Origin of the sequence: Paenarthrobacter ilicis, from assembly GCF_016907545.1 — a bacterium.
In the GTDB taxonomy this organism is placed as follows: domain Bacteria; phylum Actinomycetota; class Actinomycetes; order Actinomycetales; family Micrococcaceae; genus Arthrobacter; species Arthrobacter ilicis.
Genome location: NZ_JAFBCD010000001.1, coordinates 46,384 through 70,273 on the forward strand (window position 1 = coordinate 46,384; position 23,890 = coordinate 70,273).

At 62.0% G+C, this 23,890-nt stretch carries 23 protein-coding genes and 1 tRNA gene; 6 read left to right on the plus strand and 18 right to left on the minus strand.

From position 1 onward, the window contains the following. Positions 1 to 46: 46 nt before the first annotated feature. Positions 47 to 2,047, minus strand: a complete 2,001-nt coding sequence (locus tag JOE60_RS00200; protein ID WP_167268182.1) for a glycoside hydrolase family 84 protein — start codon at positions 2,045 to 2,047, stop codon at positions 47 to 49. A 117-nt stretch (positions 2,048 to 2,164) separates the two neighbouring features. On the opposite strand from JOE60_RS00200, the gene JOE60_RS00205 reads away from it, so the two are divergent. Further along, positions 2,165 to 3,073 (plus strand): DMT family transporter, encoded by a 909-nt coding sequence (locus JOE60_RS00205; protein WP_167268184.1) that lies wholly within the window; start codon positions 2,165 to 2,167, stop codon positions 3,071 to 3,073. Positions 3,074 to 3,091: 18 nt separating this feature from the next. Here the strand turns inward: JOE60_RS00205 and JOE60_RS00210 are convergent, their stop codons facing one another. Together JOE60_RS00210 and JOE60_RS00215 are read right to left on the minus strand one after the other, a co-directional pair. Further along, positions 3,092 to 3,967: a glycosyltransferase family 2 protein gene (locus JOE60_RS00210; protein WP_167268186.1), complete on the minus strand. Its 876-nt coding sequence runs from the start codon at positions 3,965 to 3,967 to the stop codon at positions 3,092 to 3,094. A gap of 122 nt (positions 3,968 to 4,089) precedes the next feature. Beyond that, on the minus strand, positions 4,090 to 5,040 hold the full coding sequence (locus tag JOE60_RS00215; RefSeq protein ID WP_167268188.1) for a hypothetical protein: 951 nt from the start codon (positions 5,038 to 5,040) through the stop codon (positions 4,090 to 4,092). Between the two features lie 153 nt (positions 5,041 to 5,193). Here JOE60_RS00215 and JOE60_RS00220 point away from each other — a divergent pair, with 153 nt between their 5' ends. Further along, positions 5,194 to 5,736, plus strand: a complete 543-nt coding sequence (locus JOE60_RS00220; RefSeq protein WP_167268190.1) for a peptidylprolyl isomerase — start codon at positions 5,194 to 5,196, stop codon at positions 5,734 to 5,736. A gap of 9 nt (positions 5,737 to 5,745) precedes the next feature. Further along, positions 5,746 to 6,600 (plus strand): rhomboid family intramembrane serine protease, encoded by an 855-nt coding sequence (locus JOE60_RS00225; RefSeq protein WP_167268192.1) that lies wholly within the window; start codon positions 5,746 to 5,748, stop codon positions 6,598 to 6,600. A 7-nt stretch (positions 6,601 to 6,607) separates the two neighbouring features. Here JOE60_RS00225 and JOE60_RS00230 read toward each other — a convergent pair whose 3' ends face one another. From JOE60_RS00230 to JOE60_RS00260, 7 genes are all read right to left on the minus strand, one after another. Next, positions 6,608 to 7,237: a GyrI-like domain-containing protein gene (locus tag JOE60_RS00230; protein WP_167268194.1), complete on the minus strand. Its 630-nt coding sequence runs from the start codon at positions 7,235 to 7,237 to the stop codon at positions 6,608 to 6,610. Positions 7,238 to 7,990: 753 nt separating this feature from the next. Next, positions 7,991 to 8,590: a DNA-3-methyladenine glycosylase I gene (locus JOE60_RS00235; RefSeq protein WP_167268196.1), complete on the minus strand. Its 600-nt coding sequence runs from the start codon at positions 8,588 to 8,590 to the stop codon at positions 7,991 to 7,993. Beyond that, positions 8,587 to 9,348 (minus strand): alpha-ketoglutarate-dependent dioxygenase AlkB family protein, encoded by a 762-nt coding sequence (locus JOE60_RS00240; RefSeq protein WP_167268198.1) that lies wholly within the window; start codon positions 9,346 to 9,348, stop codon positions 8,587 to 8,589. The genes JOE60_RS00235 and JOE60_RS00240 overlap by 4 nt, the downstream gene beginning before the upstream one ends. After that, the gene (locus JOE60_RS00245; protein ID WP_167268199.1) at positions 9,345 to 9,974 is read right to left on the minus strand and encodes a methylated-DNA--[protein]-cysteine S-methyltransferase; all 630 of its coding nucleotides are present in this window, start codon (positions 9,972 to 9,974) and stop codon (positions 9,345 to 9,347) included. The genes JOE60_RS00240 and JOE60_RS00245 overlap by 4 nt, the downstream gene beginning before the upstream one ends. Then, a complete protein-coding gene (locus JOE60_RS00250) occupies positions 9,971 to 10,516 on the minus strand; it encodes an RNA polymerase sigma factor (RefSeq protein ID WP_167268439.1) in 546 nt (181 codons plus the stop codon). The genes JOE60_RS00245 and JOE60_RS00250 overlap by 4 nt, the downstream gene beginning before the upstream one ends. Further along, positions 10,516 to 11,025 (minus strand): methylated-DNA--[protein]-cysteine S-methyltransferase, encoded by a 510-nt coding sequence (locus JOE60_RS00255; RefSeq protein WP_167268200.1) that lies wholly within the window; start codon positions 11,023 to 11,025, stop codon positions 10,516 to 10,518. Before JOE60_RS00255 ends, JOE60_RS00250 begins: the two co-directional genes overlap by 1 nt. A gap of 45 nt (positions 11,026 to 11,070) precedes the next feature. Further along, positions 11,071 to 11,325, minus strand: coding sequence for a cell division protein CrgA (locus tag JOE60_RS00260; protein ID WP_167268201.1), 255 nt, complete (start codon positions 11,323 to 11,325; stop codon positions 11,071 to 11,073). A 172-nt stretch (positions 11,326 to 11,497) separates the two neighbouring features. On the opposite strand from JOE60_RS00260, the gene JOE60_RS00265 reads away from it, so the two are divergent. Both JOE60_RS00265 and JOE60_RS00270 read left to right on the plus strand, forming a co-directional pair. Beyond that, positions 11,498 to 12,310 (plus strand): class E sortase, encoded by an 813-nt coding sequence (locus tag JOE60_RS00265; RefSeq protein ID WP_420851368.1) that lies wholly within the window; start codon positions 11,498 to 11,500, stop codon positions 12,308 to 12,310. 170 nt (positions 12,311 to 12,480) lie between these two features. Next, positions 12,481 to 13,122, plus strand: coding sequence for an aminodeoxychorismate/anthranilate synthase component II (locus tag JOE60_RS00270; protein ID WP_167268202.1), 642 nt, complete (start codon positions 12,481 to 12,483; stop codon positions 13,120 to 13,122). A 17-nt stretch (positions 13,123 to 13,139) separates the two neighbouring features. Here the strand turns inward: JOE60_RS00270 and pknB are convergent, their stop codons facing one another. The 7 genes from pknB to JOE60_RS00305 are packed head-to-tail and all read right to left on the minus strand — an operon-like array spanning position 13,140 to position 22,717. Next, positions 13,140 to 15,056 (minus strand): Stk1 family PASTA domain-containing Ser/Thr kinase, encoded by a 1,917-nt coding sequence (gene pknB, locus JOE60_RS00275; protein WP_167268203.1) that lies wholly within the window; start codon positions 15,054 to 15,056, stop codon positions 13,140 to 13,142. A gap of 9 nt (positions 15,057 to 15,065) precedes the next feature. After that, positions 15,066 to 16,904, minus strand: a complete 1,839-nt coding sequence (locus JOE60_RS00280; protein ID WP_167268204.1) for a protein kinase domain-containing protein — start codon at positions 16,902 to 16,904, stop codon at positions 15,066 to 15,068. Next, on the minus strand, positions 16,901 to 18,358 hold the full coding sequence (locus JOE60_RS00285; protein ID WP_167268206.1) for a penicillin-binding transpeptidase domain-containing protein: 1,458 nt from the start codon (positions 18,356 to 18,358) through the stop codon (positions 16,901 to 16,903). The genes JOE60_RS00280 and JOE60_RS00285 overlap by 4 nt, the downstream gene beginning before the upstream one ends. After that, entirely contained in the window at positions 18,355 to 19,776 is a 1,422-nt protein-coding gene (locus tag JOE60_RS00290) for an FtsW/RodA/SpoVE family cell cycle protein (protein WP_167268208.1), read from the minus strand. Before JOE60_RS00290 ends, JOE60_RS00285 begins: the two co-directional genes overlap by 4 nt. Further along, complete coding sequence (locus JOE60_RS00295) at positions 19,773 to 21,479, minus strand: protein phosphatase 2C domain-containing protein (protein ID WP_167268211.1); 1,707 nt, start codon at positions 21,477 to 21,479, stop codon at positions 19,773 to 19,775. The genes JOE60_RS00290 and JOE60_RS00295 overlap by 4 nt, the downstream gene beginning before the upstream one ends. Before the next feature lie 3 nt (positions 21,480 to 21,482). Next, positions 21,483 to 21,962: an FHA domain-containing protein FhaB/FipA gene (locus JOE60_RS00300; protein ID WP_167268443.1), complete on the minus strand. Its 480-nt coding sequence runs from the start codon at positions 21,960 to 21,962 to the stop codon at positions 21,483 to 21,485. Between the two features lie 5 nt (positions 21,963 to 21,967). Further along, positions 21,968 to 22,717, minus strand: a complete 750-nt coding sequence (locus tag JOE60_RS00305; RefSeq protein ID WP_167268446.1) for an FhaA domain-containing protein — start codon at positions 22,715 to 22,717, stop codon at positions 21,968 to 21,970. 330 nt (positions 22,718 to 23,047) lie between these two features. Between JOE60_RS00305 and JOE60_RS00310 the strand changes: the two genes are divergently transcribed. Next, positions 23,048 to 23,130 (plus strand) — tRNA-Leu (locus JOE60_RS00310). A gap of 60 nt (positions 23,131 to 23,190) precedes the next feature. Here JOE60_RS00310 and JOE60_RS00315 read toward each other — a convergent pair. Next, a complete protein-coding gene (locus JOE60_RS00315) occupies positions 23,191 to 23,889 on the minus strand; it encodes a FadR/GntR family transcriptional regulator (RefSeq protein ID WP_167268214.1) in 699 nt (232 codons plus the stop codon). Position 23,890: the final 1 nt, after the last annotated feature.

Below are 23,890 nucleotides of genomic sequence, written 5' to 3' on the forward strand. Positions count from 1 at the left end.
ACTTTTGCTTTAACGCCTTCTGCCCTATTCCGGCAGAAACACGTCCCTAGCCAGCAGGCACACGCTGAAGGGCCCGCTCAAGGAATGCCTGTAGCTCGCCATCGCCCAGCACAGGGGTGACCACCCCCAATTCCAAGGTGGGTTGCGTCTTGGCGTTGGCTGCCGATATTGCGGCCTCCACTTGGTCCCTTGCTGCATCCACGGCTGAGGTGTCCTTCCGTTGGGCCGCGTCCAGCATCACCAGCGCCTGTTCAACTCCCTTGCCATAGTTGGCTGCCGCCGCAGTCCACGAGGCAGCATCTTGAGCGAACCCAGGCTCTGCCATTCGCGGTAGGAGCCCGGGCAGGCGCTGAAGCAGCTCCGCGCGCGCCTTCAAGGCCCCGGACGGTGACTTGCCGGCGTCGTACTCCGCCCAGAACTGGTCCATATCCCGGCGCAAGGCGGGAGCGGACGGCGTGAGCTGATCGTCCTGCCAGTCCTGGTTGAGGTCCACAAAGGCCCGGACGCCTGCTTGGACATCAGGATCCTGGCCCGTCACCAGAGACAGGGCGGCGTCCATGGACTTTGCCGCGTCATACGCGGGTCCGTTCCATGATAGGTCGGCGTAGTTGAAGATGGCCGGCAGGGACAGGTACGGCTCGATCATGGGGTTGGTGACAATGCCTCGGATGGACGTGTGCAGGTCCGTATCCCTGCCGATCACCGGTGCCATGAACAAGTGGTCCTGGGAGAAGTCGTTCACCGGATAGTTGTCCCAGATCACCAGGTTCCGGAGGGAGGACGGGGTTCCGTAACTGCGCCGTGCGGTGTCCGCCGATTCCTTGGTGATGCGGTGCGAAACAACGTCCTCGCCGGTCCACTGAACCACAATGGCGGGGTTCAGGGCCTTGCCGAGTTCCTTCTTGTAGTTGGTGTTGCCGGAACCGTTGTAGAAGGTGGGGACCGTTTCCAGCGGCTGGACGCCCTGCTTGCCCACGATGAACTTCTGGTTGACGTCGTTCAGGAATGAGGCCTGCGCTTTGGCCAGGTTCGCTTGGCCGGTTCCAAATTCCTGCACGTCCTCGGAGCACTGGACCTTGGTGGCGATGTCGTCAAGCGGAACCACGAAGGAACGCACCCCCAGGGCGTACAGCGATTCGAGCTTGGCCACAGCACTGTCCAGGTCCGCCACGCGGGAGTAACAGACATCGATTCCCGGCGACAACGCGTACGTGAAGCGGATGTGGTTGGATGTTGCGGTGGTGATCAGTTCTTTGAGGTCACCGAGCTCCTGCTCGGAGTAGAGGTCCCGCCACTTGGCCCTCAGCAAAGGGTCATCCTTGGGCGAGTAAATGTACGTATTCATCTTCTGGCGGCCGGCGAACTCAATGACGTCCAGCCGGGCCTGATGGGACCATGGGATGCCGTAGAAGCCCTCGATCACACCCCGGGTTTCCATCAGGGGCCAGTCGCTGACACGTACCGGAGAAACACTGTTGTCCTTGACCAGCTGACGGAGCGTTTGGACTGCGTGGAAGACGCCGTCGTCATCATGTCCGGCGAGCACAGCCGTCGGAATTCCCGACGCCTTGCCGGTGGAGATCGAATAGCCCTCCGGTTTCTCCAAAGCGTCGCGGGACCGGGCATCCCCATCCACGGCAAGTTCCTTGAGGGCTCCGCCCACATCGGCCTCTCCCGCTACCCCCAAGTAGACCGCCGAAGCTCCGGCTGCCGGGTCCTTCAACGAAGGAACAACCTGCACGTTGCCGCCAGCCGCCGCAACGATGTCCTGGACTGCCGCCACCGACGCCGTGTCGGTTCCCGCAGGAGCAACAACGTACACGCGGCCGTTCAAGCGGACGGAATCACCTGAGGCCGCCTCAACGTGTTGTGGGACCGGATAGATGCCCGGTACGCCCGAATCCCCGCCATCCTTGCCGGCAGAGCCGTTGCGGGCGAGCACGTACCAGCCGGCGGCCACCAATGCGGCGGCCAGGACCCCCGCAACGACCAACAGCAGCATTGAGCGCCTGCGGTTGCCGGAGGAACGGGCGGGTGCGGTGTTCAATCAGGTAACCCCTTGGGTCCGCCGTCACCGGCTCACTGGATGGTGAAACAAGACAATCACACTGCGGGCCGGGCTGATAGGGGTCAGAGCAGCAATGGAACGCACTAGGGTTGATCCGTGAACCTTCTCATTGCTGCCCTGGGTGTGCTGGGCGTCGCCGCTTCCGGGCCGCTGATGGCTGGGACGCTGGGTGCCACGTCCGTGACGGCGCTGGCCATCGCCTTCTGGCGCAACGCCATTGGTGCGGTGGTGATGGCAGCACCGGTGGCGATCAGGCAGCCGAAGGCTTTCGGCAGGATTTCCAGGCGCGAATTCGCGTGGTCCACAGTGGCCGCCGTCGCCTTGGCGTTCCACTTTGCCTGCTTCATCACCGCACTTCAGCTCACCTCGGTGGCCGCGGCCACTGCACTGGTGTGCCTTCAATCAGCCTGGATTGCCGTTTTCCAGCTGTTCCGTGGAACCAGGCACCGCTGGCCTGTCCTCTTGGGCTTGGGAATCGCTTTTGGAGGCGTTGTGGCCATCACCGGATTCGATATGGGATCCTCGCCGGACGCCCTGCTGGGCGACATCCTGGCACTGGCTGGAGGGGCCTTGGCCGGCCTCTATACGCTGGCTGGCGGTAAGGCCCGCCAAACCATGGGAACGGGCACGTACACCACTCTCTGCTATGGGATGTGTGCGGCAATCGTTGCGGTCCTTGCCTTGGTCAGCGGACAGCCACTGACAGGGTTCGACGCCGGAGGTTGGGTTGGCATCGTCGCCATCACCGTGTGTGCGCAGTTGGTGGGGCACACTGCCTTCAACCACTTGCTGGCGACCATCAGTCCCCTGGTCGTCTCCATGATCATCCTCCTGGAGATACCCGGAGCTGCGATCCTGGCTGCTGTTTTCCTCAACGAAACACTGCCCGCCGGAATCTACGCTGGGTTGGCATTGATTCTTGTGGGCCTGGCTGTGGTGGTTTCCGGGCAGAGGCGGTCCCGTCCAGCAGCAGACCGGCGCGAAGCCGAGCTGGGCGCTGACTGAAGCGCCGCCGTCGGACGCTTAGATGCCTCCGCGGCGCGAACCCTGGCCGGCGTTGGCGGTATGGATGGCCCGCAGCAGCTTTGCCGGGAAGTACACCGAAAAGAACACCACCATGGGTGCTTTCAAGGCCATCTTCTTGACGTTGTGGGCCTTGTAGGTCCGGTCGAAGCGCTGCACGTAATACCGATAGTCCCGCGGCGAGTCTTCCAACCGCCGGGCTGACATGCCCGAGACCATCTGTGGCAGGTATTGGACCCTGAGATCGTGCTCAAAGAGGTGCAGGGAAAGATCGATGTCCTCATGCATCTCGTCTTTTGGATCCAGGCAAGCCTCGTCACGGATGGTTTCCCAGGCTGTGCGCCGGAGCGCCATGTTGGAACCGAAGAGGAAGTGGTACTGGTGCTTGGCCAGGCGCAACATGAGTTGCCGCATTTTGTCATCAGCCTTGAGGCCAAAGCGGCGCATGGGCATGTCGTAGTACACCACTGGGCCTGTCGCTGCCGCCACCGTGGGGTCGGCGAAAGCCTTCTGGACGTGCTCAACCCAGTCCGGTTCCAGCACCGAGTCCGCATCAATGCGCCCCACAACATCCCCGGTTGAGTGGTTCAGGCCGTAGTTCCTGGTGGGGATCAAGCCTTGGGCATCGCCCTGCCGGAGCAGGATGATCGGGCTTTCCGGATATTCCTGCTGCATCTGCTGCACAATGGCAGCCGTGCGATCCGTGGAGAGATTGTCCACCACAATGATCTCGTCGGCGGGAACCGACTGGTAAATGGCAGCGATGAGGCACTGGCGTATGACGCTTTCCTCGTTGTACGCCGGGATGACAATGGACACCCCCGGAGGTTCGGGAGCGTCCTTGAGGGCACCCTCAGAGGGTCTATCGGCTGACATCCCTCCAAATCTAACATCCGGGACTGCTACACCAAGGGAGTTCGCCGTGACCACCCGGAAAACACTGAGGGGACCCCTGCCGTGGCAGGAATCCCCTCAAATGCAGTTATGGGCGGTACAGGTCAGCTGTGCGCACCCTTTGTACCGGAGTCAGTGGCATCGGCGTCCTTGTGCAGGCTGGCCGCAATGTTCTTGACGGCAGTCTTGGCGTCGGTTGCCACCTTTGCGGCGGTGTCCTCAACGTTTTCCGCAGCTTCCTTGGTGGCCTGCTTGGCTTCGTCAACAGCGTCCTCAGGGGAAATGCTGTTGTCCTTGGCCTCCTCGACCTTGGAAGCAACGGCGGCTGAGGCGGACTCGACCGGGTTGGTCTCAGGCTTGGGCGTGACGGGGGCGGGGGTCTTCCACGGGTCCTCCACGGGCTTGGAAGCCTTCCAGGCTGCAACACCGGCAGCTACGGCGGCAGCGATCACAGTGGCAATCAGCCAACCGCGCTTCTTGGGCTTTGGTTCCTTGCCCAACTTGGCGGAGACAGCCTTGGTGGCCTCGTCAGCGGCTGCCTTGATCTGCTTGGTTGTGGCCTGTGCCTGCTCCTGCACGTTGTGCACAACGCCGGAGTCCACCAGCTTCTGGGCTACGGCGTCCACCTGCCCGGGAGCCTTTTCCAGTGCGTGGTGAACTGCAACGGATGCATGTCCCAGCTGCTCGGAGAGCTTGGGGAGGTATTCGTCCACCACTTTGTCCTTGGCCTGCCCCAGAACAGGGGTTGCCTTGTTCAGGGCTTCCTGGATCCGGGGGGTGGCGTCTTCCACTGCGTCATGGATCTTCGGCGCGAGGTGCGCCAAGCCGTCCTGGAGCCGGGGCGTCACTACTGCAACGCCGTCGGCGGCCTTGTGGGCAGCAGTCTTGAGCCCCTCCTGGATCTTGGGGGAAGCGGTATCAATGCCGTGCTGGATGCGCGGGACAGCCCAATTCACGGCAGCCTCCACGCGGGGTGCGGCCCAGTCGCGGGCGTTTTCCACACCATCCGCAACGGATTGTTCGATGTCGCGGGCAATACGGTCTGATTTCTTCACAACTACCTCCCGATACACATGCTGGTTTGTTGCTAGCCTACGTCGCTTGGGGAACACCGGCTATTCCTCCGGCCGTTTCGCCGCGGATTTCACCCAGCGCGGAACCGGCTGTACAACTCCACGGCCGTTGACCCTGCGTGGAAGAATGGGGCCATGACCATTGCAACCGCTAAAGCAACGTTCCACACGACCCTCGGCGACATCAAGGTTGACCTCTTCGGCAACCACGCCCCCAAGACGGTCGCCAACTTCATTGGCCTGGCCACGGGCGAGAAGTCCTGGAACCACCCCGAAACGGGCGAGGACAAGACGGGCACGCCGCTCTACAACGGCACCATCTTCCACCGCATCATCAAGGACTTCATGATTCAGGGCGGCGATCCCCTGGGTCGCGGCGTCGGCGGACCGGGCTACCAGTTCGACGACGAAATCCACCCCGAGCTCAACTTCAACGCTCCCTACAAGCTGGCCATGGCCAACGCCGGCGTCCAGATGGGCAAGGGCACCAACGGTTCACAGTTCTTCATCACCACCGTGAACACCGACTGGCTCTTCGGCAAGCACAGCATCTTCGGCGAAGTCACTGACGAGGAATCCCGCAAGGTAGTGGACGCAATTGAAGCTGTCCGCACCGGCATGGGCGACCGCCCCGTTGAGGATGTTGTCATCAACAGCATCGACATCGAACAGCTCTAATCTGCTTCCATGAGCTACGGAATCCCTTCGGCAGAGCCGTCCGCTGACATTCCCGTATGCCCCAGGCATCCGGACCGGCCCTCCTATGTGAGGTGCCAGCGTTGTGGACGTCCGGCATGCCCTGAGTGCCAGCGGACGGCCGCCGTCGGGTTCCAATGCGTTGACTGTGTCAACGAACAAAAGAGTACGACGCCGGCCTACAAGTCGCCGTATGGCGGCGCCTTGGCGGTGGGCAGGCCTGTGGTGACGTTCATCATCATCGGTATCTGCGTGCTGGTGTACGCCCTTCAATGGCTGTTGCCGGGCGAGGTTGTTTTCCAGAACTTCGCCTTCGCGAATGTCTTCGCCGACACCGAGCCGTGGCGCATGGTTACTGCGGCCTTCCTGCATTCGCAGGGCTTCCTGCTTCACATCGTCCTGAACATGTACACGCTGTGGATCTTCGGCCAAGCCCTTGAGCCTTTGCTCGGGCGGGTCCGTTTCCTGGCGGTGTATCTCATATCAGCAATTGGTGGCTCCGTGGGCTACTTGTTGCTCACTCCGAGCTTCCCGGTGGTGGGAGTGGTTGGCGCATCCGGGGCCATTTTTGGTCTCTTTGGCGCCATGCTGGTGGTTCAACGCCACAGGGGTGGAGAAACCAAGCAGCTATGGGTGCTTATCGCCATCAATGGTGCGATCGGATTCATGGTTCCCACCATTGCCTGGCAGGCCCACTTGGGTGGCTTGATCACCGGCGGCCTGGCAGCGGCGGTCATCGCCTATGCGCCCCGCGGGAAGAACCAGCCCCTCCTGCAGGCCGGCGGGCTGGCATTGGTAGTGGGACTCCTGGCCGTTGCCACCTATATCCGCGTCTCCCTGGGCTGACGCAAGGTTACGTCCGGCTGCCCGGGCCTTCCCTGACAGGTTGCCTGAGGATTGTCTTCAGCTTCTCCGGTGCCGTGCGGCGGGGATCGTTCAAATAGATCTCGTGATGCCGTCCTGTCATGGTCAGTCCCCTTGAAGGGATGACAGCGTGGTGCATCTCCTCCAGCACCGGCCCTTCCTGGTCATATGAACCTGTGTGCAGCGTCTGCACACATAGCCCCTCCTCAAAGCTCTCCCAGCGGAGCTTTCCCAAGGCCGGAGCGCTTCCCTTGGCCGCTACCCGACGAAATGCCTCGTCCACCTGCTCCTGGGTAAGCCATGACGGCACCATGTTCATGACGGTCCAATCCCAGCGCGACTTGTCCCTGTCACTGGTGAACGCGCCCATATCCTCTGACCACCACTGGGCTTCCAGTGGCATCACCGTATAGTCCTGGCCCAGCTCGGACTTGCTGAAGAACTTCAGGGAGTAGGCCACCGGGTACAGCGTAGCCAGCGCGTCCCGGTACTCTCCTGCAGAATTGGGATCTCCGTGGCCGTCAAGCATCAGGAAGTTAAGTGCAGGCACGGTCACCACGTGGAACACCCCCTGCTTGGCGGCGTACGAGCTGATGTCCTTTTTGAAATCCGTCTTCATGGTCCCCAGTATCCACTGGCCGGTTGATGCATGTCGGGGGTTTTCCACAGGTGTTATCCACACTGTGAGTAGTTTACACATCTGTGATTAGGGACAAACAGCCCTGTGCGGGCCGGGAGAGGCGGAGATATCCCCGGAAAGGCATGGGTTTCTCCACACCTGTGGATAACTTTGTCCTCAAACGATCGAGGATTGGGGATAAATATGGACTGTTTGACCGTGGTGTGCATAACCCTGTTAATAGCGCCGCTCAGAGCTGTGTATCAACAGGTTTATCAACACTGTTAATAACTTACACACGTGTAGTTTAGGCCCGGTGTGAGGCTTGGATCGCCGGGATCTAGGCACTCCGACCGAGGAAACCCACAAGTTTTCCCCACTTGTGGATAACTTTTCGGAGGGAGCCTGTTATTAAGTGGGTAACCAACTGCGGGATGTTCACGTGCGCTGGGGATGAACCTCGTGGGCATTTCAGAGCAAGAACGAACACAACTACACCGTTGTGTTGAACGCCAGATGAAGCCTGGCGAACTATCCACAGGGTCATGCACAGTGGGCATAAACCAGGGCTGAGCCGGGAACCCCATTAATCGGCGGCATGGCGCTTGGATGGCTGGGGATACATGGATGTCCACAAGAGTTATCCACGCCTGTGGATAAAGTTACGCACTTCTGTGGAAATGACTCTGCGGAATGAGGGGGAAAACGCAGGGAAGGCGGGTTACCGCGGACTCGGGGCGGATGAGTCCGGACTCAGTTGGCCCAGATCCCTGACGTGCCGCGTCTGTGGCTATCAACCAAGTGGGTGTCAATGATGCCGATGGCTTCCATCAGCGCATACATGGTGGTGGGACCAACGAAGGCGAAGCCCTTTTTGCGGAGTGCTTTGGACAAAGCGATGGATTCAGGGGATGTGGTGGGGATGTCAGCGAAGGTACGCGGCGCCGGCGTGGACTCGGGCTGGAACGACCAGACGAAGTCCACCAACCCACCTTCCTCCCGCAGGGCGATGGTGGCCTTGGCATTGGTGATGGCGGCGTGGATCTTCAGTCTGTTACGAACGATGCCGGCGTCCAGCATGAGCCGCTCCACATCCGCCTCCGTAAAGGCAGCAACGCTCTCAGGATGAAAGTCCAGGAATGCCTTCCTGAAGGATTCCCGCTTCCTGAGTATGGTTGCCCAGGACAGGCCAGCCTGAAAGGCCTCCAGGCTGATGCGCTCATACATGCCCTGCTCATCACGGACGGGCATTCCCCACTCGTGATCGTAATAAGCCTGCATCAAGGGGTCCGCAGCGGCCCACAGGGGACGGGCCAAGCCATCCGGTCCCACAACGAGTCCGTTCTCCGTCATGGCAGCTCCTTTGCTCCGGCCTTGCGCTCAGTTTGCTTGGGTTCACCCAGGCCAGTGACACGCATGGTGATGTTGATCCGCCCACGGGACAGGCCGCAGTCCTCCGGCGCAGTGCCTTGGAGAACCTTGGGAATGCCGTGATACGCGAATCGGGACGGTCCGCCGAAGACGAAAAGATCCCCGGACCCCAGCTGGACATCCGTGTAGGGCTTGGTGCGGGTCTTTGTATTGCCGAACCGGAAAATGCAGGACTCTCCAATACTGAGGGAGACCACCGGAGCATTGGAGTGCTCATCTTTGTCCTGGTGCATCCCCATGGCAGCGCCGTCATCATAGAAGTTCACCAAGGCGGCGTCCGGGGTGTAATCACTGGCAGTCACTGACAGCGACGAATCGTTTCCTCCGTCCACACCGGTGGCGGCTTGGATGGCCTTCTGTCCAAGGCGAACCATCCACTCGGGGAAATCCAGCACGGGCTGACCGTTAACGTCCGTGGCTTCCCGGGTGTATTTGTAGGGTTGCCAGTGCCATCCCAGGCACACGGTCCGGACCGACATCTTGTGGCCCCCGGGGAGGGTTGCTGCCCGCAATGGAACCGGCCCACGCGTCCATTCACCAAATCGGGCCACTATCCAGCGCTGTTGTTCCGCGGTCAACCAGCCGGGAATGTGGACCGCACCCGGGGCAATCAGCCGCGGTCCGGCGTCGTGCAGGTCCGGGTGGACCAGTTCCAGCGGGAAGAGGGCATCGTCCGTCATGCCGTCTCCAAGGTCAGCAACATGTGCTTGGCTTCGGGACCGCCCACGTAGCCTCCGGAGTTGCCGTCAGAGCGCACCACACGGTGGCATGGGAGGATCACCGGCAATGGGTTGGTGGCACAGGCAGTGCCCACGGCGCGTACGGCGTTGGGGCTGCCCGTTGCGCGGGCTACGTCCGCGTAACTCTGGGTATGGCCGTAAGCGATCCGGGGAAGATGCTGAAGGACATTGAGGCGGAAGCCCTTGGAGAGGCGGAAATCGAGCGTCAGATCGAAGAGCCGGCGCCGGCCGGCAAAGTATTCCTCCAACTGCACGGCTGCATCCTCCAACCGCGCCGGGGCCTCAAGGATTCTGGGACTCAGTGTGTTGGCCAGGGCCTGGAGGACGTCAGAGTGGCCTTCCCGTTCGAAAGCCACCCGGACGATTCCACGATCCGTGGCGGCCAGGAGCAATTTGCCTACCGGGGAATCGACCACACGGTAGGAAACATCCAAGGTGTGCAGGAGCTGGGCGTCCCGGGCCAGGCGGGCATGGAGGCTGGCCAATGCGGGCTCGAGCTCTCCCGTCAACGGTTCAAGGAGCGCTTCTACTTCAGCGTGGTCAGTGTGTGGATCCAGAACGGTCATGCCAGAGCTCCCTTCGACGACGAATGGGCCACAACCGACGGAATGGATTGTGGCTTTGTGCCCAAGGTTTTGCGGAGTGCCTTGACGCCATCGGACGCCGCCCGGCGTGCTGCCTCCGGCGTGACCTCCAGTAGCCCTGCAATTTCCGCATAGGGTAGGCCCGCAATGTGGTGATACGCCACGGCCTGGCGTTGCTTGGGGGGCAGTTGGGCTACTGCCTCCATCAACTCACGGTGTCCCTCGCCAGGTATGCCCCAGCGTGAGGACTGTTCGGGAGGCGTGTCCGTGGGAACGGGGCGGCGGTTACCGGCACGCAAATGGTCAATGCACTTCCGGTGGGCGATGGTCACCAGCCATGCCTGGACGTTGGCGTCCGCGGGAAGCTCGGGATAGGACTGCAGTGCTGCCAGGAACGTATCCGACCAAGCGTCATCAGCATCATGGAGAGCCAGTACCGCACGGCATACGCGAAGAACTGTGGCACCGTGATCCTGGACCACTGCCTCAAAGGGCTTCTTGATGAATTCCTGCTGCCGCTGGATCAAAAGAGTTTCCCTTCCCTGACCACCGCAGGTTCTTCCAGCTCCAGCAGGAAACGCTTGTTGGGCAGGCCCCCGGCGTACCCGGTCAGCTGCCCGTTCCGCCCCACCACGCGATGGCACGGAATGATGACGCTGATGGGGTTGCGTCCCACCGCGGATCCCACTGCCTGCGCGAGGTTTGGATCGCCCAGTTCACCGGCAAGCTGGCCATAGCTGACAGTTTCTCCATAGGGAATATGTTTGAGCCGTTCCCACACCCTTTCCTGGAAAGGATTGCCATGGGTTTCCAAGGGCACATCAAACGTGGTCCGCTGACCCCCGAGGTATTCCTGGAGCTGCGCCTCTGTGTGGGTAAAGAGTGATTCTTCGGCGGAGACGCGCTCACCGAAGTATTCGGACGGCGGGAGATGCCAGTGGCCCTCGTAAAAGATCCCCGTGAGAAAGTCTCCCCGCGCGGTAAGCGTCAATTCCCCCAGTGGGGAATCGATGGTGGTATGCCGGCTGCTCATATCCTGTAGACGTTCCCGGGCACGGAAGTGTGAGGTTCGGGTTTCCTAGGAGCGCCAGCGCGTTGTCATGAGGAAGCCGACGATCGCAATGCCAAAACCAGCCACGATGTTCCAGGATGCCCAGTCACGGACCGGCAGTTGGCCTTCGGTGATGTAGAAGGTGATGATCCAGATCAGGCCGATGATCATCAGTCCGAACATGACCGGCTTGTACCAGACCGGGTTGGGCTTGTACTGCTGCGCGGCGGAAGTCTGCGGCGCCTGACGGGCAGGCCGCTTGCGGGGCTTGGACTCGGGCACGGATCCTCCTGGCTGATCGATCGACACCCGGTCACGGCCAGCCTTGATATCCTGCAGGAAGGAAATTCCAGCGGTCAACGGCCGGGCGGTGTTCCGGGTTGGTTCTAGCTGTCAAGTCTAGCCGTAACTCCGGGTCAGTCCTCGCCGCCCGCGCCCGATCCCAGGAGACCTTGTGGCGCAGCAGCAGACGACGGCAGAGCCTGCCGTTCCGTCCCGCCGCGGTTCACGGGACAAGTCATCGCGCAGGCGCATCAGGCCGTCAGACGTTATCCGCAAAATCATCCAGGTATTCGGCGAACTGTTCATTACCGCCGGCGTGATCCTGCTTCTCTTTGTGGGCTGGGAATTGTGGTGGACCAATGTGCAGGCAGATGCCGCACAAACAGAGGTGGTCCAGAACTTTGCCCAGGAATTCACCGGGCCACTGGCTCCCACGGCACCCGCGGATCCGTCCACCACCGGCCAACCGGTGGTGGGCCAGGCTCCCGGCTACGGGAAAACCCTGGGCATCATGTACGTTCCGCGCTTCGGCCCGGACTACACGCGCCCCATCATTGATGGGACTGACTCAGCGGTGCTGGACACCCTGGGGCTTGGCCACTATGAAAACACCAGCATGCCCGGCGCCGTTGGCAACTTTGCCGTTGCCGGTCACCGGCAAACCCACGGTGCGGTCCTGGACAACATCCACACCCTGGTTCCGGGAGACAAAATCTATGTCCAAACGGCCGATGGCTACTACACCTACGTTTTCCGCAACAACCAGATTGTTACTCCTGACCGCTCGGATGTGCTGATGCCGGTACCCACCCAGCCGGGAGTGCAGCCCAAGGACAGCATTCTCACCATGACCAGCTGCAACCCCCGGTTTGGTTCCCAAGAGCGGATCATTGCCTACTCGTTGCTGGAGAGCTGGCAACCGGCCTCCGCCGGGCCGCCGTCGGACATTGCAGCGCAAGTGGCCAAAGCAAGCGGAAAGGGCTGAGAGATGTACGCCTGGATCTTCCGGAACCTGCCCGGGCCCCTGTGGGTCCGGATCCTGACCTGCTTGGTATTGGTGGCAGCAGCACTGGTACTGATGGTTGAATTCTTGTTCCCTTGGTTTTCCCAATTCACCACATTGACTGACTCGACGATTGGTTTAGTGCAGCAACCATGAGCACCACAAAAATCCTGGTAGTGGATAACTACGACAGCTTTGTATACACCCTGGTGGGATATCTTCAGGAGCTCGGTGCCGAAACCACCGTGGTCAGGAATGATGATGTCACGCTGGCTGAAGCCATTGAGCTGGCCTCCGCACGCGACGGCGTCCTGGTTTCACCCGGGCCGGGCACTCCCGCCGAGGCCGGCGTATGCATTGAGCTCATCAAATGGTGTGGCAACGCCAACAAGCCGATGTTCGGGGTATGCCTGGGCCACCAAGCCCTGGCCGAAGCCTACGGTGGTGTTGTCACCCATGCCCCGGAATTGATGCACGGCAAGACCTCACCGGTACAGCATCAGGGGAAGAGCGTCTTTGCCGGGCTTCCGTCCCCGGTGACAGCTACGCGATACCACTCCTTGGCTGCGGTTCGGGATTCCATCCCTGATGTCCTGGAAATCACCGCTGAAACCACCAACGGTGTGGTGATGGGACTGCAGCACAAAACCGCTCCCCTGTGCGGTGTCCAGTTCCACCCGGAGTCGGTACTGACCGAGGGCGGCTACCAGATGCTGGGCAACTGGTTGGAGTCCTTGGGCATGGAGGGCGCAGCACAACGGGCATCAAAGCTGAGCCCCCTGATCAAACAGTAGGGATCAAGCAATAGCCCTTACTTCTTGGTGGGAGTGGGCTTGGGGTTCGGTTTGTCCGTCTCCGTAGGCTCAGGGGTGGGCGTCGGCGTCGGGGTAGGCGTAGGAACCACAGGGGCTTTGGAGACGGTCAGGGTGACGGTCTTGCCCTGGTCAACCTCGGTGTTGAAGACTTCGCTCTGGGCGGTGACCGTTCCCGGCGCAACCTCGGAGTTCTCCTGCTCCACCACGTTGAGCACCAAACCGTTGGTCTTGAGCGCCGCTTCGGCCTCCGTCAGCGGCAGGCCAATCAGCTGCGGCATGAGGACCTTGCCGGAGGAAACCTGCAGTTCCACCTTGGAAGAAGCCGCAATGGCCCCGCCAGGAGCAGGTCCGGTGGTGATCACCAGGCCCACGGGCACTGTGGCGCTATGGGTGCGGACCGACACGATGTCCCCGGTGATGCCCAGCTTGCGCAAGGCCTCCCGGGCGTCCGGTTCGGTGCGGCCCACGATGTTGGCAGGGATGGTCACCGAGCTGGGTCCGCTGGAAACTTTGAGGATCACCTCGGCGTTGGCGTCCATCATGGACCCTGCAACGGGTGCAGTTCCGATTGCCATGTCCTTGGCTACGGAGTCACTGGGTTCCCGCACGGATTTGGGGACCAGCTTGGCGGTGTACAACTCCTGGATTGCTTGCGACTCGGACATGTTGGAGACGGCCGGGACTGCAATCTTTGCCGGGGGCGGCGGCTGCATGTTCATCAGGCTGTACAGCCAAAATCCGCCACCCACCAGGACAATGACCGTAAAGATCACCAAAGTGGCGGTCCATGCACGACGGCGGGACTTCTGTTTGGCTGACGGCTCACGTTCAGCCGGGAGGCCAAGGGGCAGTGGTTCCTCGTGGGGCTCTTCGGGAGGCAGGTCCTTGAACTGACCGACGTCCAGAAGCCCCACGGCGGTGGCGCTGAGGAGCTGGGTGGAGGCGTCCTCGGGTTCTACAAGATCGTTGGGGTCAGTCGGGGCTTCGCTGGCCGGCAGTGCCGGTACAGGCACACCGTTGTTGGCGGCGCGAAGTGCGCGCCGGAACGACGCAGCATCCTGGAAACGGTCGGAGCGGCTCTTCTGGAGTGCTTTGGAGAGCACGGAGTCCAGGGCCTCGGTGACCTCGGCATTATGGGCACTGGCCAGATCCGGGGTTTCCCGCACATGCTGATATGCCACAGACACGGGGCTGTCACCCACAAAGGGTGGCCTGCTGGTCAGGAGTTCGTAAAGCAAACATCCGGCGGAGTAGAGGTCACTGCGGGCGTCCACGGTTTCGCCGCGGGCCTGCTCCGGTGACAGGTACTGCGCGGTACCCACCACGGCCTCGGTCTGCGTCATGGTTGCGGCGGAGTCTGCCATGGCCCGGGCAATCCCGAAGTCCATGACCTTGACCTCGCCTGTCTCGGTGCAGACCATGACGTTTGCGGGCTTGATGTCGCGGTGGACGATTCCCGCCCGGTGGCTGTACTCCAAGGCGCTCAGCACCCCGAGCGTAAAGCCGACAGAGCTGTCTACGTTGAGTTCTTTTGCCTTGATCATGTCCCGGAGTGTCCGCCCGGAAACGAACTCCATCACGATGTACGGCACCCGCACATCCTCGCCCGGACCTCCGGGAACCGGGTATTCACCGGTATCAAAAATGGCCACGATGGAGGGGTGGTTCAGGGCAGCCACGGCCTGGGCTTCCCGTTTGAACCTCGCCTGGAACTGCGGATCCCTTGCCAGGTCTGCCCTGAGAACCTTGACCGCGATGGTCCGGCCCAGCAGGGTGTCTGTTCCACGGTAGACGTCCGCCATGCCGCCACGACCGATCAGCTCGCCGAGTTCGTAGCGGCCGTTGAGGATGCGCTGCTCAGACACGGGAGTATTCTCCTCTCGATGAGCGGGACCGGGACGTGGCGTGGACATGGCTTCTTCTTAGTTCTTGGGGCTGCCGGAAGCACTGGGGTTGGAGCTGGGAGTCCCCGGGGCGGTGGGAACAACGCTCTTGGACAGGAAATACGTGACCGTTGAACCGGCTGCAACCTGGGCTCCTGCAGCGGGCGAGGACCGAACAAAGGTACCCGGCTGCTGGCCTACGGCACCGTTGACCGGATCTCCCGCTACCCAGCGCAAGCCTGCGGCTTCAATGAGGTCCCGTACCTGTCCTTCGTCAAGGCCAACGCCGATGCTGGGCACAGCAACCTGCTCGGGGCCCTTGGAGTACTGGACGGTGATTTTCGCTCCAGGATCAACGGGTCCCGTGGGGTTAAGGCTGATCACTGTACCCGGAACAGCCGCATTGAAGACTTCCTGGCCGTCGACGGCCAGGCCAAGATCGCGCAACTGCGCGCTGACGGTTGCAAACGGTTGGCCCAGGAACTCTTCCGGGATGACGTTGACCTTCGTCGGAGTGGATTGTGTGGGCGAAGGCGCCTCGGAGGTGGGCGTCGGCTTGGGAGTCGGGCTTTCGGACGTTGGGCTGGGGGTCGACGATCGGCTGGGGCTGGTCGACGTGGTCTCACTGGGAGCCGGGCTCGGAGAGAAGAACCCGGACTGGGATATCAGGACACCCACCAGCGCAAAGAGAACAAGGAGGATGAGGGCCACAAGGGGCCACGTCCACGGGCTGCGCTTCTTGCGTTCAGGTTCGGCGTCGTCAAAGCCTTCATCCGAGTAGGCGACTTCTTCTTCGTCGTTCAGTTGGCGCTCTGCCTCGAGGGCGTTGGCCCGGGTCAAAGGGTTGTCAGCCGACGCGGCAGCCGCGCCTACAGCAGCCCCTGCGGCTCCGGCACCAAGCACCGGAAGTGCGGAGGTCGCCGTCGACGATTGCTCCTTGCCGTAAGGCGAGGAGACGACGCCGGTTGGTGCCGTTGCGGTGTCCACCGGCGCCGTGATGGGTCCGGTGGTGCTCTCGAACAGCAGCATTCCGGGGACTGCGGCGTGGGCGGTGGCGATGTCGCCGTTCCGGATGGCTTCAGCGGCTTCGGCCAGCTTGATGGCGTTGGCCGGGCGGTTCTTGGGATCCTTGGCCAGCATGGACATCAGGAGCGCGCGCACCGGGGTGGGCAGGGTCTCCGGAAGCGGTGGCGGAGCGTCGTTCACCTGCGCCAGCGCAATGGCGATCTGGGATTCGCCGGAGAACGGACGGTGGCCCGTGAGGCACTCATAACCGATGACGCCCAACGAATAGATGTCCGAGGAACCCGTGGCGGTCTGTCCGGTGGCCTGCTCAGGTGCCAGGTACTGGGCTGTGCCCATGACCTGCCCCGTCTGGGTGAGCGGCACCTGGTCTGCCAGGCGTGCGATGCCAAAGTCTGTGACTTTCACCCGGTTGTCCGGAGTGATCAACAGGTTGCCGGGCTTGATGTCCCGGTGAACCAGTCCCTGCGCGTGCGCGACCGCCAAGGCACGGGCCGTCTGGGCGATGATGGACAGCGTCATGTCCGGAGACAGGACCTGTTCCTTCTCCAGAATGCCGCTGAGCGGGTGCCCCGGAACCAATTCCATGACCAGGTAGGCCGAGCCGGCTTCCTCGCCGTAATCGAAGACGTTGGCAATACCCACGTGGTTAAGGAGTGCCGTGTGGCGCGCCTCGGCACGGAAGCGCTGAAGGAAACCGGGATCTCCCGTGTATTCCTCTTTCAGCACCTTGATGGCAACGATCCTGCCGAGGATCTGGTCCTTGGCCTTCCAGACCTCGCCCATGCCGCCAATCGCAATGCGACTTGTCAGCTGGAACCTGCCGCCGAGTGTGATTCCCGAAGTAGGCCTCACTTATTCAACACCGCCTCAAAAATTTTCTTTGCGTTCGGACTGGTTAGCTTGGCACCGCTGACCACATCGATACTTTCCATGACGATGGTGACGGCTACTTGGGGATCGTTTGCCGGGGCAAACCCGGTAAACCAAGAATTGTTCAACCCTGAATCGCCCAGCTCGGCGGTTCCGGTTTTTCCGGCCACCTTCACGCCGGGAACGGCCGCGCCGTTGGCAATGCCGTTGTCCACAGCGCTGGTCATCCACTCGGTGATCTGGCTGGCGATGGGCTGCGTGGTGCTGGTCCTGAGGGGTTCAGGCTTCAGTTCGCTGATGACGCGGAGATCGGGAGCGCGCACTGTCTTCACCAGGTTCGGCTTCATCTGCACACCCGCGTTGGCGATCGCCGCTGTCATCATGTTGATCTGCAGCGGTGTTGCCTTGACGTCGCGCTGGCCAACAGCGGACTGGGCAAGCTGGGCCTGGTCCAGGTCCTCCGGGAACACGCTCCTGGCTTGCTGGAGCTTCAGTTGGTCACCGAACGTCTCACCAAAACCGAATTTCCGGGCTTGGTCGCGGATAGCGTCCTGTCCCAGGTCCAGGGCAATGCTGGCGAACGGAGTGTTGCAGGACTGCTCCAACGCAAACACGAAGGAGGCCGTCTGGCGGACATTGCAGTTACCACCGGCGTAGTTGGGCAGGCTGGCGCTGGACCCGGGCAAAGGGAGGCTGCTGGGGTTGGGCAGCTCGCTGTCCTTGTTGTATTTGCCCGAGTTGAGGGCGGCCGCGGTGTCTATCAGCTTGAAGACGGAACCGGGGGACAACAGGTTCCCCGTGGGCCCGCTGACATTCTGGTTCAGGTTGATGCCCGGGATCTGGTTCAGCTGGGCCATGCTGGCCTCAGCTGCCTTGGAGTCATGCGTGGCAATGAGGTTGGGATCGTAGGACGGCTTGGAGACCATGGCAATGATGGCGCCCGTCTTGGGGTTGGTCACCACAATTGACCCGCGTTGTCCGTCCGGGATGAGATCGTAAGCGAGCTTCTGGATCTCGGGATCCAACGTCAGCTCCACGGATGCGCCCTTGGGCTCGTTGCCGAGGAACATCTGGCTGATGCGGTCCAGGAACAGCTGGTCGGAGTTGCCCGCCAAAGTATCGCCCATGGATTGTTCGAGTCCGGTGGAGCCGAAACCGCGGGAGAAGAAGCCGGTGACGCCGGCGTAAAGCTCGGGCTGGTTGTACTTGCGCTGGAACGCACACGATTCCGTGCCGGGCACGGACTCGGCAACCGGTTTTCCGCCAACAAGGATGGAGCCGCGTTCATTGCAATAGGAGGCAAGAATGGCGCGTTGGTTCCACGGATTCTTGTTGAGATCATCGGCGCCAATGACCTGCACGTAGCTGATGGCACCAAAGATCAGGGCAAACATGGCGACGGCGGCCATCCAGGAACTGCGGATTGCCTGGTTCATTGTTGCCTCACCGCCTCTGTTGGTGCACTGGGAGTCTGTGCCGTGGTTGGTTTACGTGTGCTGTTGCTGGTGGGGGATTTGGTCACCATGGGGGTGGTGTCCACCGGTCCGCGGGCCGTGTTGGAGATCATGAGCAGCAGACCCACGATGATCCAGTTGGCCAACAGTGATGAACCGCCGGCCGCCAGGAACGGCGTGGTCAGGCCCGTCAGCGGGATGAGCCGGGTAACACCGCCGATCACCACAAAGCACTGCAGTGCGATCGCGAAGGACAGTCCACAGGCCAGCAGCTTGCCGAAAGCGTCGCGGGTGCCCAAAGCAGCACGGAAGCCGCGGGTGAACAGGAGCAGGTACAGCATCACCACGGCGAAGAGACCGATCAGGCCCAATTCCTCGCCGATCAGGGCCACAATCATGTCGCTGTTGGCGAAGGGCACCAGATCCGGGCGGCCCTGGCCAAGTCCCGTGCCAACAAGCCCACCGTCTGCCATGCCGAAGAGGCCTTGGACAATCTGCCCGCTGCCGCCCGGCGACCTGCCGAACACCTCCGGGGTGAACGCGTTGATCCAGCTGTCGATACGGAAGGCCACATGGGAGAAGATCTGCGAGGCAACAAAGCCGCCGCCCAGAATCAGGAGGACACCGATGACCACCCAGGAGATGCGGCTGGTGGCAACGTAAATCATCACGATGAACAGGCCGAAGAAGAGGATGGAGGAACCGAGGTCGCGCTGGAACACCAGCACGCCGATGCTCACCAACCAGGCCGTGATCATGGGGCCAAGGTCCTTGAAGCGCGGGAACTGCATGGGGCCGATCTTCCGGCCGGCCAGGAGGATCAAATCCCTGTTGGACGAAAGATAGCCTGCAAAGAAGATGGCCAGCGTGATCTTGGCAATTTCGCCCGGTTGGAAGGTCATGGGTCCAACACGGATCCACACACGGGCACCCAGGATCTCGCCGGCGGAGATGCCGGGGATCAGCGGAAGAAGCAGCAGGAGCGCGCTGACCGCGAGGGAAATGAAGGTGAAACGCCGGAGGACGCGATGATCCTTGAGGAACCAGATCACGGCGATGGATACCGCCATGGCGATCAAGGTCCACCGGAGCTGGTTGTTGCCGGTATCGTCCCCGGGACCGTCCATGCGGTGGATCAGGGCGAGCCCCAAGCCGTTCAGGGCTACAACAATTGGAAGTATTACCGGATCGGCATACTTCGCGCGGATCCTGAGCACCATGTGGAAGGCGAAGGCGGCCACTGCAAGCAGGCTGGACTGGAACCAGAAGTCACTGTCCAAGCCAAGATCCGAGTTGATGCTGACCAGTGCGCTGGCGCCGATCCCCACGGCCAGGGCCACCACGATGAGTACAAGCTCAACGTTGCGGCGGGGCTTGGGGGCTGCTTCAATCTGCGTCATTTGGCCCCCTCACAGGGAGTAGGAACGGGCGAGGGGCTGGGAGTCGCCACCGCTGCGGTGCTCGGAACCGGCACTGTGGCCGTGGCGGACGCCGTCGGCGTGGGGGTCCCGGAGCCGGAAGGCTTGGGTGCCGGACAGTTGGCCGACGCGCTGCCGAAGTTCTTGAGGTTCTCCACGATCATCTGGGCATCGTCCAGATCGCCGGCCGGGACTGTCTGCCGGACGCTCTGTTGGCCATATTCCGGCAGGCTGTCCACCTTGACGTCGGTCACTGCCTCGAGCCTGGAGAGCTGGATGGGGCCGAGCCTCTGGGAGATTCCGTTGAAGATCGCCACACGCTGGTCGTATTCACCCACGTAGTAGCGCGTCTGGGTCCAGGCGTAGCCCAGCCAGAGGCCGGCTGCAACGCCAAGGACCACTACAGCGGCCACTGCGGGCATCAACCAGCGGACCCGGCGGCGGGGTGGTTCCTCGGCGTCGGGGCGGTCCTGCTCAGCTTTGTGCGTCAGTACTGTTGCGGCGCGACGAGCCACTGTGCGGCCGGCAATGGTGGGGATGGATCCGGTTTCAGCGGCTGTGGCTGCTGCGCCCACCAATTCGTGGGGGCGGCTGGCCAGTTCTTCCCGAAGGACCTCGGCGGACAGGTGCTCGCCCAGGTGCGGATCTGTGGTGGCAGGAGGCTCGCCGGCGCCATCCGCGGAACTGGTGGGATCGTCTTCCTGGGCGGCAGACGGATCGCCCGTGCTGAAGGAGGACCCGCCAGTGCCGGGCTCTGCGGGAGCAGCCGGGTTCTTGGTCTCAGTCTTCGGTTTGACTGCCGTTGGTGCGTCGGCAGACTTGGTGGCTGTTACAGCGTCAGTTTGGTCGGCTGCGGCGAGGGCGGCGGCAGGAACGACGTCGACGGCGGCGGTGTTGACGTCGTCGTCCGTCTCTTCGACGATCTCCAGTACCACCACGGTGACGTTGTCCGGGGCGCCCGCCTCCAGGGTGAGGTCCACCAGGATCTCGGCGCATTCGCGGAGATCCTTGGTTTCACGGACCATCCGCTCCACAACGTGGCCGGCAACGTAGTTGAGCCCGTCCGAGCAGAGGAGCCAGCGTTCTCCGGGTTCCACGTCCAGGATGTCCAGGTCCAGCTCCGGGCTGGCATCAACATCCCCGAGGACCCGCATCAGGACGTTCTTGTGCGGGTGGGTTTCGGCTTCCTCGGGGCGGAGGCGGCCCTCATCGATCAGGCGCTGAACAAAGGTGTGATCAATGCTGATCTGCTCGAACTTATTGTTGCGAAGCCGGTAGGCCCGGGAATCGCCGATGTGCGCAAAGTGGAGTTTGCGGTCCTCCAGGAGCAGGGCCGTCACAGTGGTGCCCATGCCTGACAGCTTGGGGTTCTGGTGGACGAGCTCGGATAGCAAAGAGTTGGCTGTCTGGATTTCGTCAGCCAGCACTGTTTCCGCGCCGTCGGGATAGTCGTCGTGGTCCAGGTGGATCATGTCCAGGACGGTTGAGGCTGAAGCGACGTCGCCTCCGGCGTGACCACCCATGCCATCGGCCACCACAGCAAGGTGGCGGCCCACATATGCGGAGTCGTCATTCTTGGAGCGGATACGTCCAACGTCCGAGCGCGCCGAGTAGCGCATGATCAGCGGGCGCGCCGACGGTGTTTCCTTGCTCTCGGCGGTGTTGGGAGTCTCGGGGGAGGCCACGGGCTACGGCCTCAATTCAATGACCGTCTTGCCGATTCTCACGGGGACGCCAAGTTCAACCGGCAAAGCGCGGGTGAGCTGTTGATCGGCCAGGTAGGTGCCGTTGGTGGAGCCGAGGTCCTCAATGAACCACCGGCTTCCTTGCGGAAACAGGCGTGCGTGGCGCCCGGAAGCATAGTCGTCTTCAAGGACCAGCGTTGCTTCCTGCGCACGGCCCAGAAGGATGGGGCTGGCTGCCAGCGGAAGGGTTGTGCCCTTGAGTGGACCTTCCGTGACCACCAGGTTCCGTGCGTGCTGGATGGCCGGCGGCGGTGAGGCGGCCAGTTCCGGGTGCTTGCGCACTTCACGGGCGGTGGGAACTCCGGTCGCAGCCTTGCGGCCGATCTGGAAATCCCGGCGCATGGTGGACACGATGCTGAAGATCAATATCCACAGGAGAAGGAGAAATCCAAAGCGAAGTGCGGTGATGGTCAGTTCGCTGATGTCGTTCACGCGTGGCCACCCGGGGTTTGGGGGAGGAGACGGAAAATAATCTTGGTACGTCCCATCGTGATGGTTGAGCCGTCGGTAAGCTCGACGCTGCCGTTTACCTTGTGTCCATTAACGTAACTGCCATTGGTGGAACCCATGTCAACGGCCCACGTACTGCCATTCTCCGTGCGGATCTCCAGGTGTTTACGTGAAACGCCGGTGTCATCCACAAGAATGTCCGCCTCGGAGGAGCGTCCCAGCACCACGGACAGCGCGTTGAGGGAATAACGTTGCCCTCCGATGTCCAGGACCGGCTGCATGCGCGTGGGCTGCCGCACCGGAGCGGCGGGGACGTTGGCCCGGGGGGACGGCGCCGGTGCTGATCCGTCGTTTGACTGCTTCTCTGTTCTTGAAGCGATCTCGAAGTGACCGGCGCGTTCTTCTTCGTTGCGGCGGAAAGAAATCCGGACTGCGCCCTGCAAGGTGTAACCCTGGCTCCGCACATGCTGGATGACGACGTCGCACAGTTCCTCGGCCAGCGGGGTTCCCCATTCCTGGGCCCGGGCGAAATCCTCATCACTGAGCAATACATCAAAAACATTGGGGGCCAGCGTCCGCCCGGCGGCGATGGTGATGGACTTGTTGTCCAGCTCGCCCCGTAGCTTGCTTGCGATCTCCACCGGTTCAACACGTGCACGCGACCCCGTGGAGAAGACGTTCCGGACGGCCTTTTCAATGCCACGCTCGACCTTGTCCAGCAATCCCATGTCCTTCTCCTTTCCTTGCCGCGGCACCTTCAGTGCCTGATCCGATAGTCCAGCCTTGCGGCCATCTGCGAACACGTCAAAGTGCGCGCCCGACGGCCCTTCCACTTCCCGATACTACTGGGACTGACTGGGAATGGCCTTAATCCACAACGCCTTTAGGGCTGGAAAAGTTCGCCTCCGGCCCGTGGTGGCGGGGCTGGTGAGGGGTGAAAATTCTCCTGTGAGGGGCCCGATTGGTGTTTTGCCGAGGGTGTCCGTTATGCTTGATCTCGCTGCTTTTGAAGGAAGCGAAACTGGGAAGCCAGTGGGAACTCCGGAAAAAGAAGTTGCGCGCGAGTGGCGGAACGGCAGACGCGCTGGCTTCAGGTGCCAGTATCCGAAAGGGTGTGGGGGTTCAAATCCCCCCTCGCGCACGCAATTGAAAGAGCCCCGGTCTTAGGACCGGGGCTCTTTTTTCTTTGTCGTGCCGCGGGTCAGCCTCGCGCGGAACCCGTGAACCGGCGTCGTGAGTTGCTCAGGTGCAGCCGCATGGCAGCCGCGGCAGCTACTGGATCCCGTTCCGCGATTGCTGCGTAGATGGATGCGTGCTCGTGGACCACTTGTGCGAAGCGTTCCGGGGACTCCTGGTCTTCGCTGGTGACCAGCCGCGGCCGGGGCATGGTGATCATGGTCTGGCCCAAGGCTGAAATGCAGTCCGTATAAAAGGGGTTGCCAGTGGCGGCGGCGATGGCCCGGTGGAATTCGAAATCAGCCTTCATGGAGTGTGCCGGGTGCCCTGAGCTGGCGATGAACAGTTCCAGGGCGCCATGCGCGGCCTTGAGCTGGCGCTCGGTGTGGTTGAGTGCGGCCAAGGAAGCGGCTTCCGTCTCCACGCCAACTCGGAAATCCAGCATCTGCAGCCGGTCCTCCCTGCTTGCCACCGGACGTGTGCCAGGCGCAGCGGACGGGCCGTCTGCCGGCGGGGTCAGCGCGAAGCTGCCCCGCCCACGTTCGGTTTCCACCAGTCCCTCGGCCTGCAGCCGGGTCAGGGCCGAACGGACCACCGTCCTGCTGACCCCGAATTCACTGATGAGGGTGTTCTCGCTGGGGAGCTTCTCACCTGGCTGGATGATGCCGTCCACAATGCGGTTGCGAAGGTCGGCGGCGAGATCCGCGGTCAGGTTTCGGCTCATG

Bases quoted from the DNA above. Each gene is read 5' to 3' on its own strand.
- JOE60_RS00220 (WP_167268190.1), top strand. From the start codon at position 5,194: ATGACCATTGCAACCGCTAAAGCAACGTTCCACACGACCCTCGGCGAC.
- pknB (WP_167268203.1), bottom strand. From the start codon at position 15,056: ATGTCCACGCCACGTCCCGGTCCCGCTCATCGAGAGGAGAATACTCCC.
- JOE60_RS00270 (WP_167268202.1), top strand. From the start codon at position 12,481: ATGAGCACCACAAAAATCCTGGTAGTGGATAACTACGACAGCTTTGTA.
- JOE60_RS00305 (WP_167268446.1), bottom strand. From the start codon at position 22,717: ATGGGATTGCTGGACAAGGTCGAGCGTGGCATTGAAAAGGCCGTCCGG.
- JOE60_RS00315 (WP_167268214.1), bottom strand. From the start codon at position 23,889: ATGAGCCGAAACCTGACCGCGGATCTCGCCGCCGACCTTCGCAACCGC.
- JOE60_RS00255 (WP_167268200.1), bottom strand. From the start codon at position 11,025: ATGAGCAGCCGGCATACCACCATCGATTCCCCACTGGGGGAATTGACG.
- JOE60_RS00245 (WP_167268199.1), bottom strand. From the start codon at position 9,974: ATGACCGTTCTGGATCCACACACTGACCACGCTGAAGTAGAAGCGCTC.
- JOE60_RS00290 (WP_167268208.1), bottom strand. From the start codon at position 19,776: ATGACGCAGATTGAAGCAGCCCCCAAGCCCCGCCGCAACGTTGAGCTT.
- JOE60_RS00285 (WP_167268206.1), bottom strand. From the start codon at position 18,358: ATGAACCAGGCAATCCGCAGTTCCTGGATGGCCGCCGTCGCCATGTTT.
- JOE60_RS00240 (WP_167268198.1), bottom strand. From the start codon at position 9,348: ATGACGGACGATGCCCTCTTCCCGCTGGAACTGGTCCACCCGGACCTG.
- JOE60_RS00210 (WP_167268186.1), bottom strand. From the start codon at position 3,967: ATGTCAGCCGATAGACCCTCTGAGGGTGCCCTCAAGGACGCTCCCGAA.
- JOE60_RS00230 (WP_167268194.1), bottom strand. From the start codon at position 7,237: ATGAAGACGGATTTCAAAAAGGACATCAGCTCGTACGCCGCCAAGCAG.
- JOE60_RS00225 (WP_167268192.1), top strand. From the start codon at position 5,746: ATGAGCTACGGAATCCCTTCGGCAGAGCCGTCCGCTGACATTCCCGTA.
- JOE60_RS00235 (WP_167268196.1), bottom strand. From the start codon at position 8,590: ATGACGGAGAACGGACTCGTTGTGGGACCGGATGGCTTGGCCCGTCCC.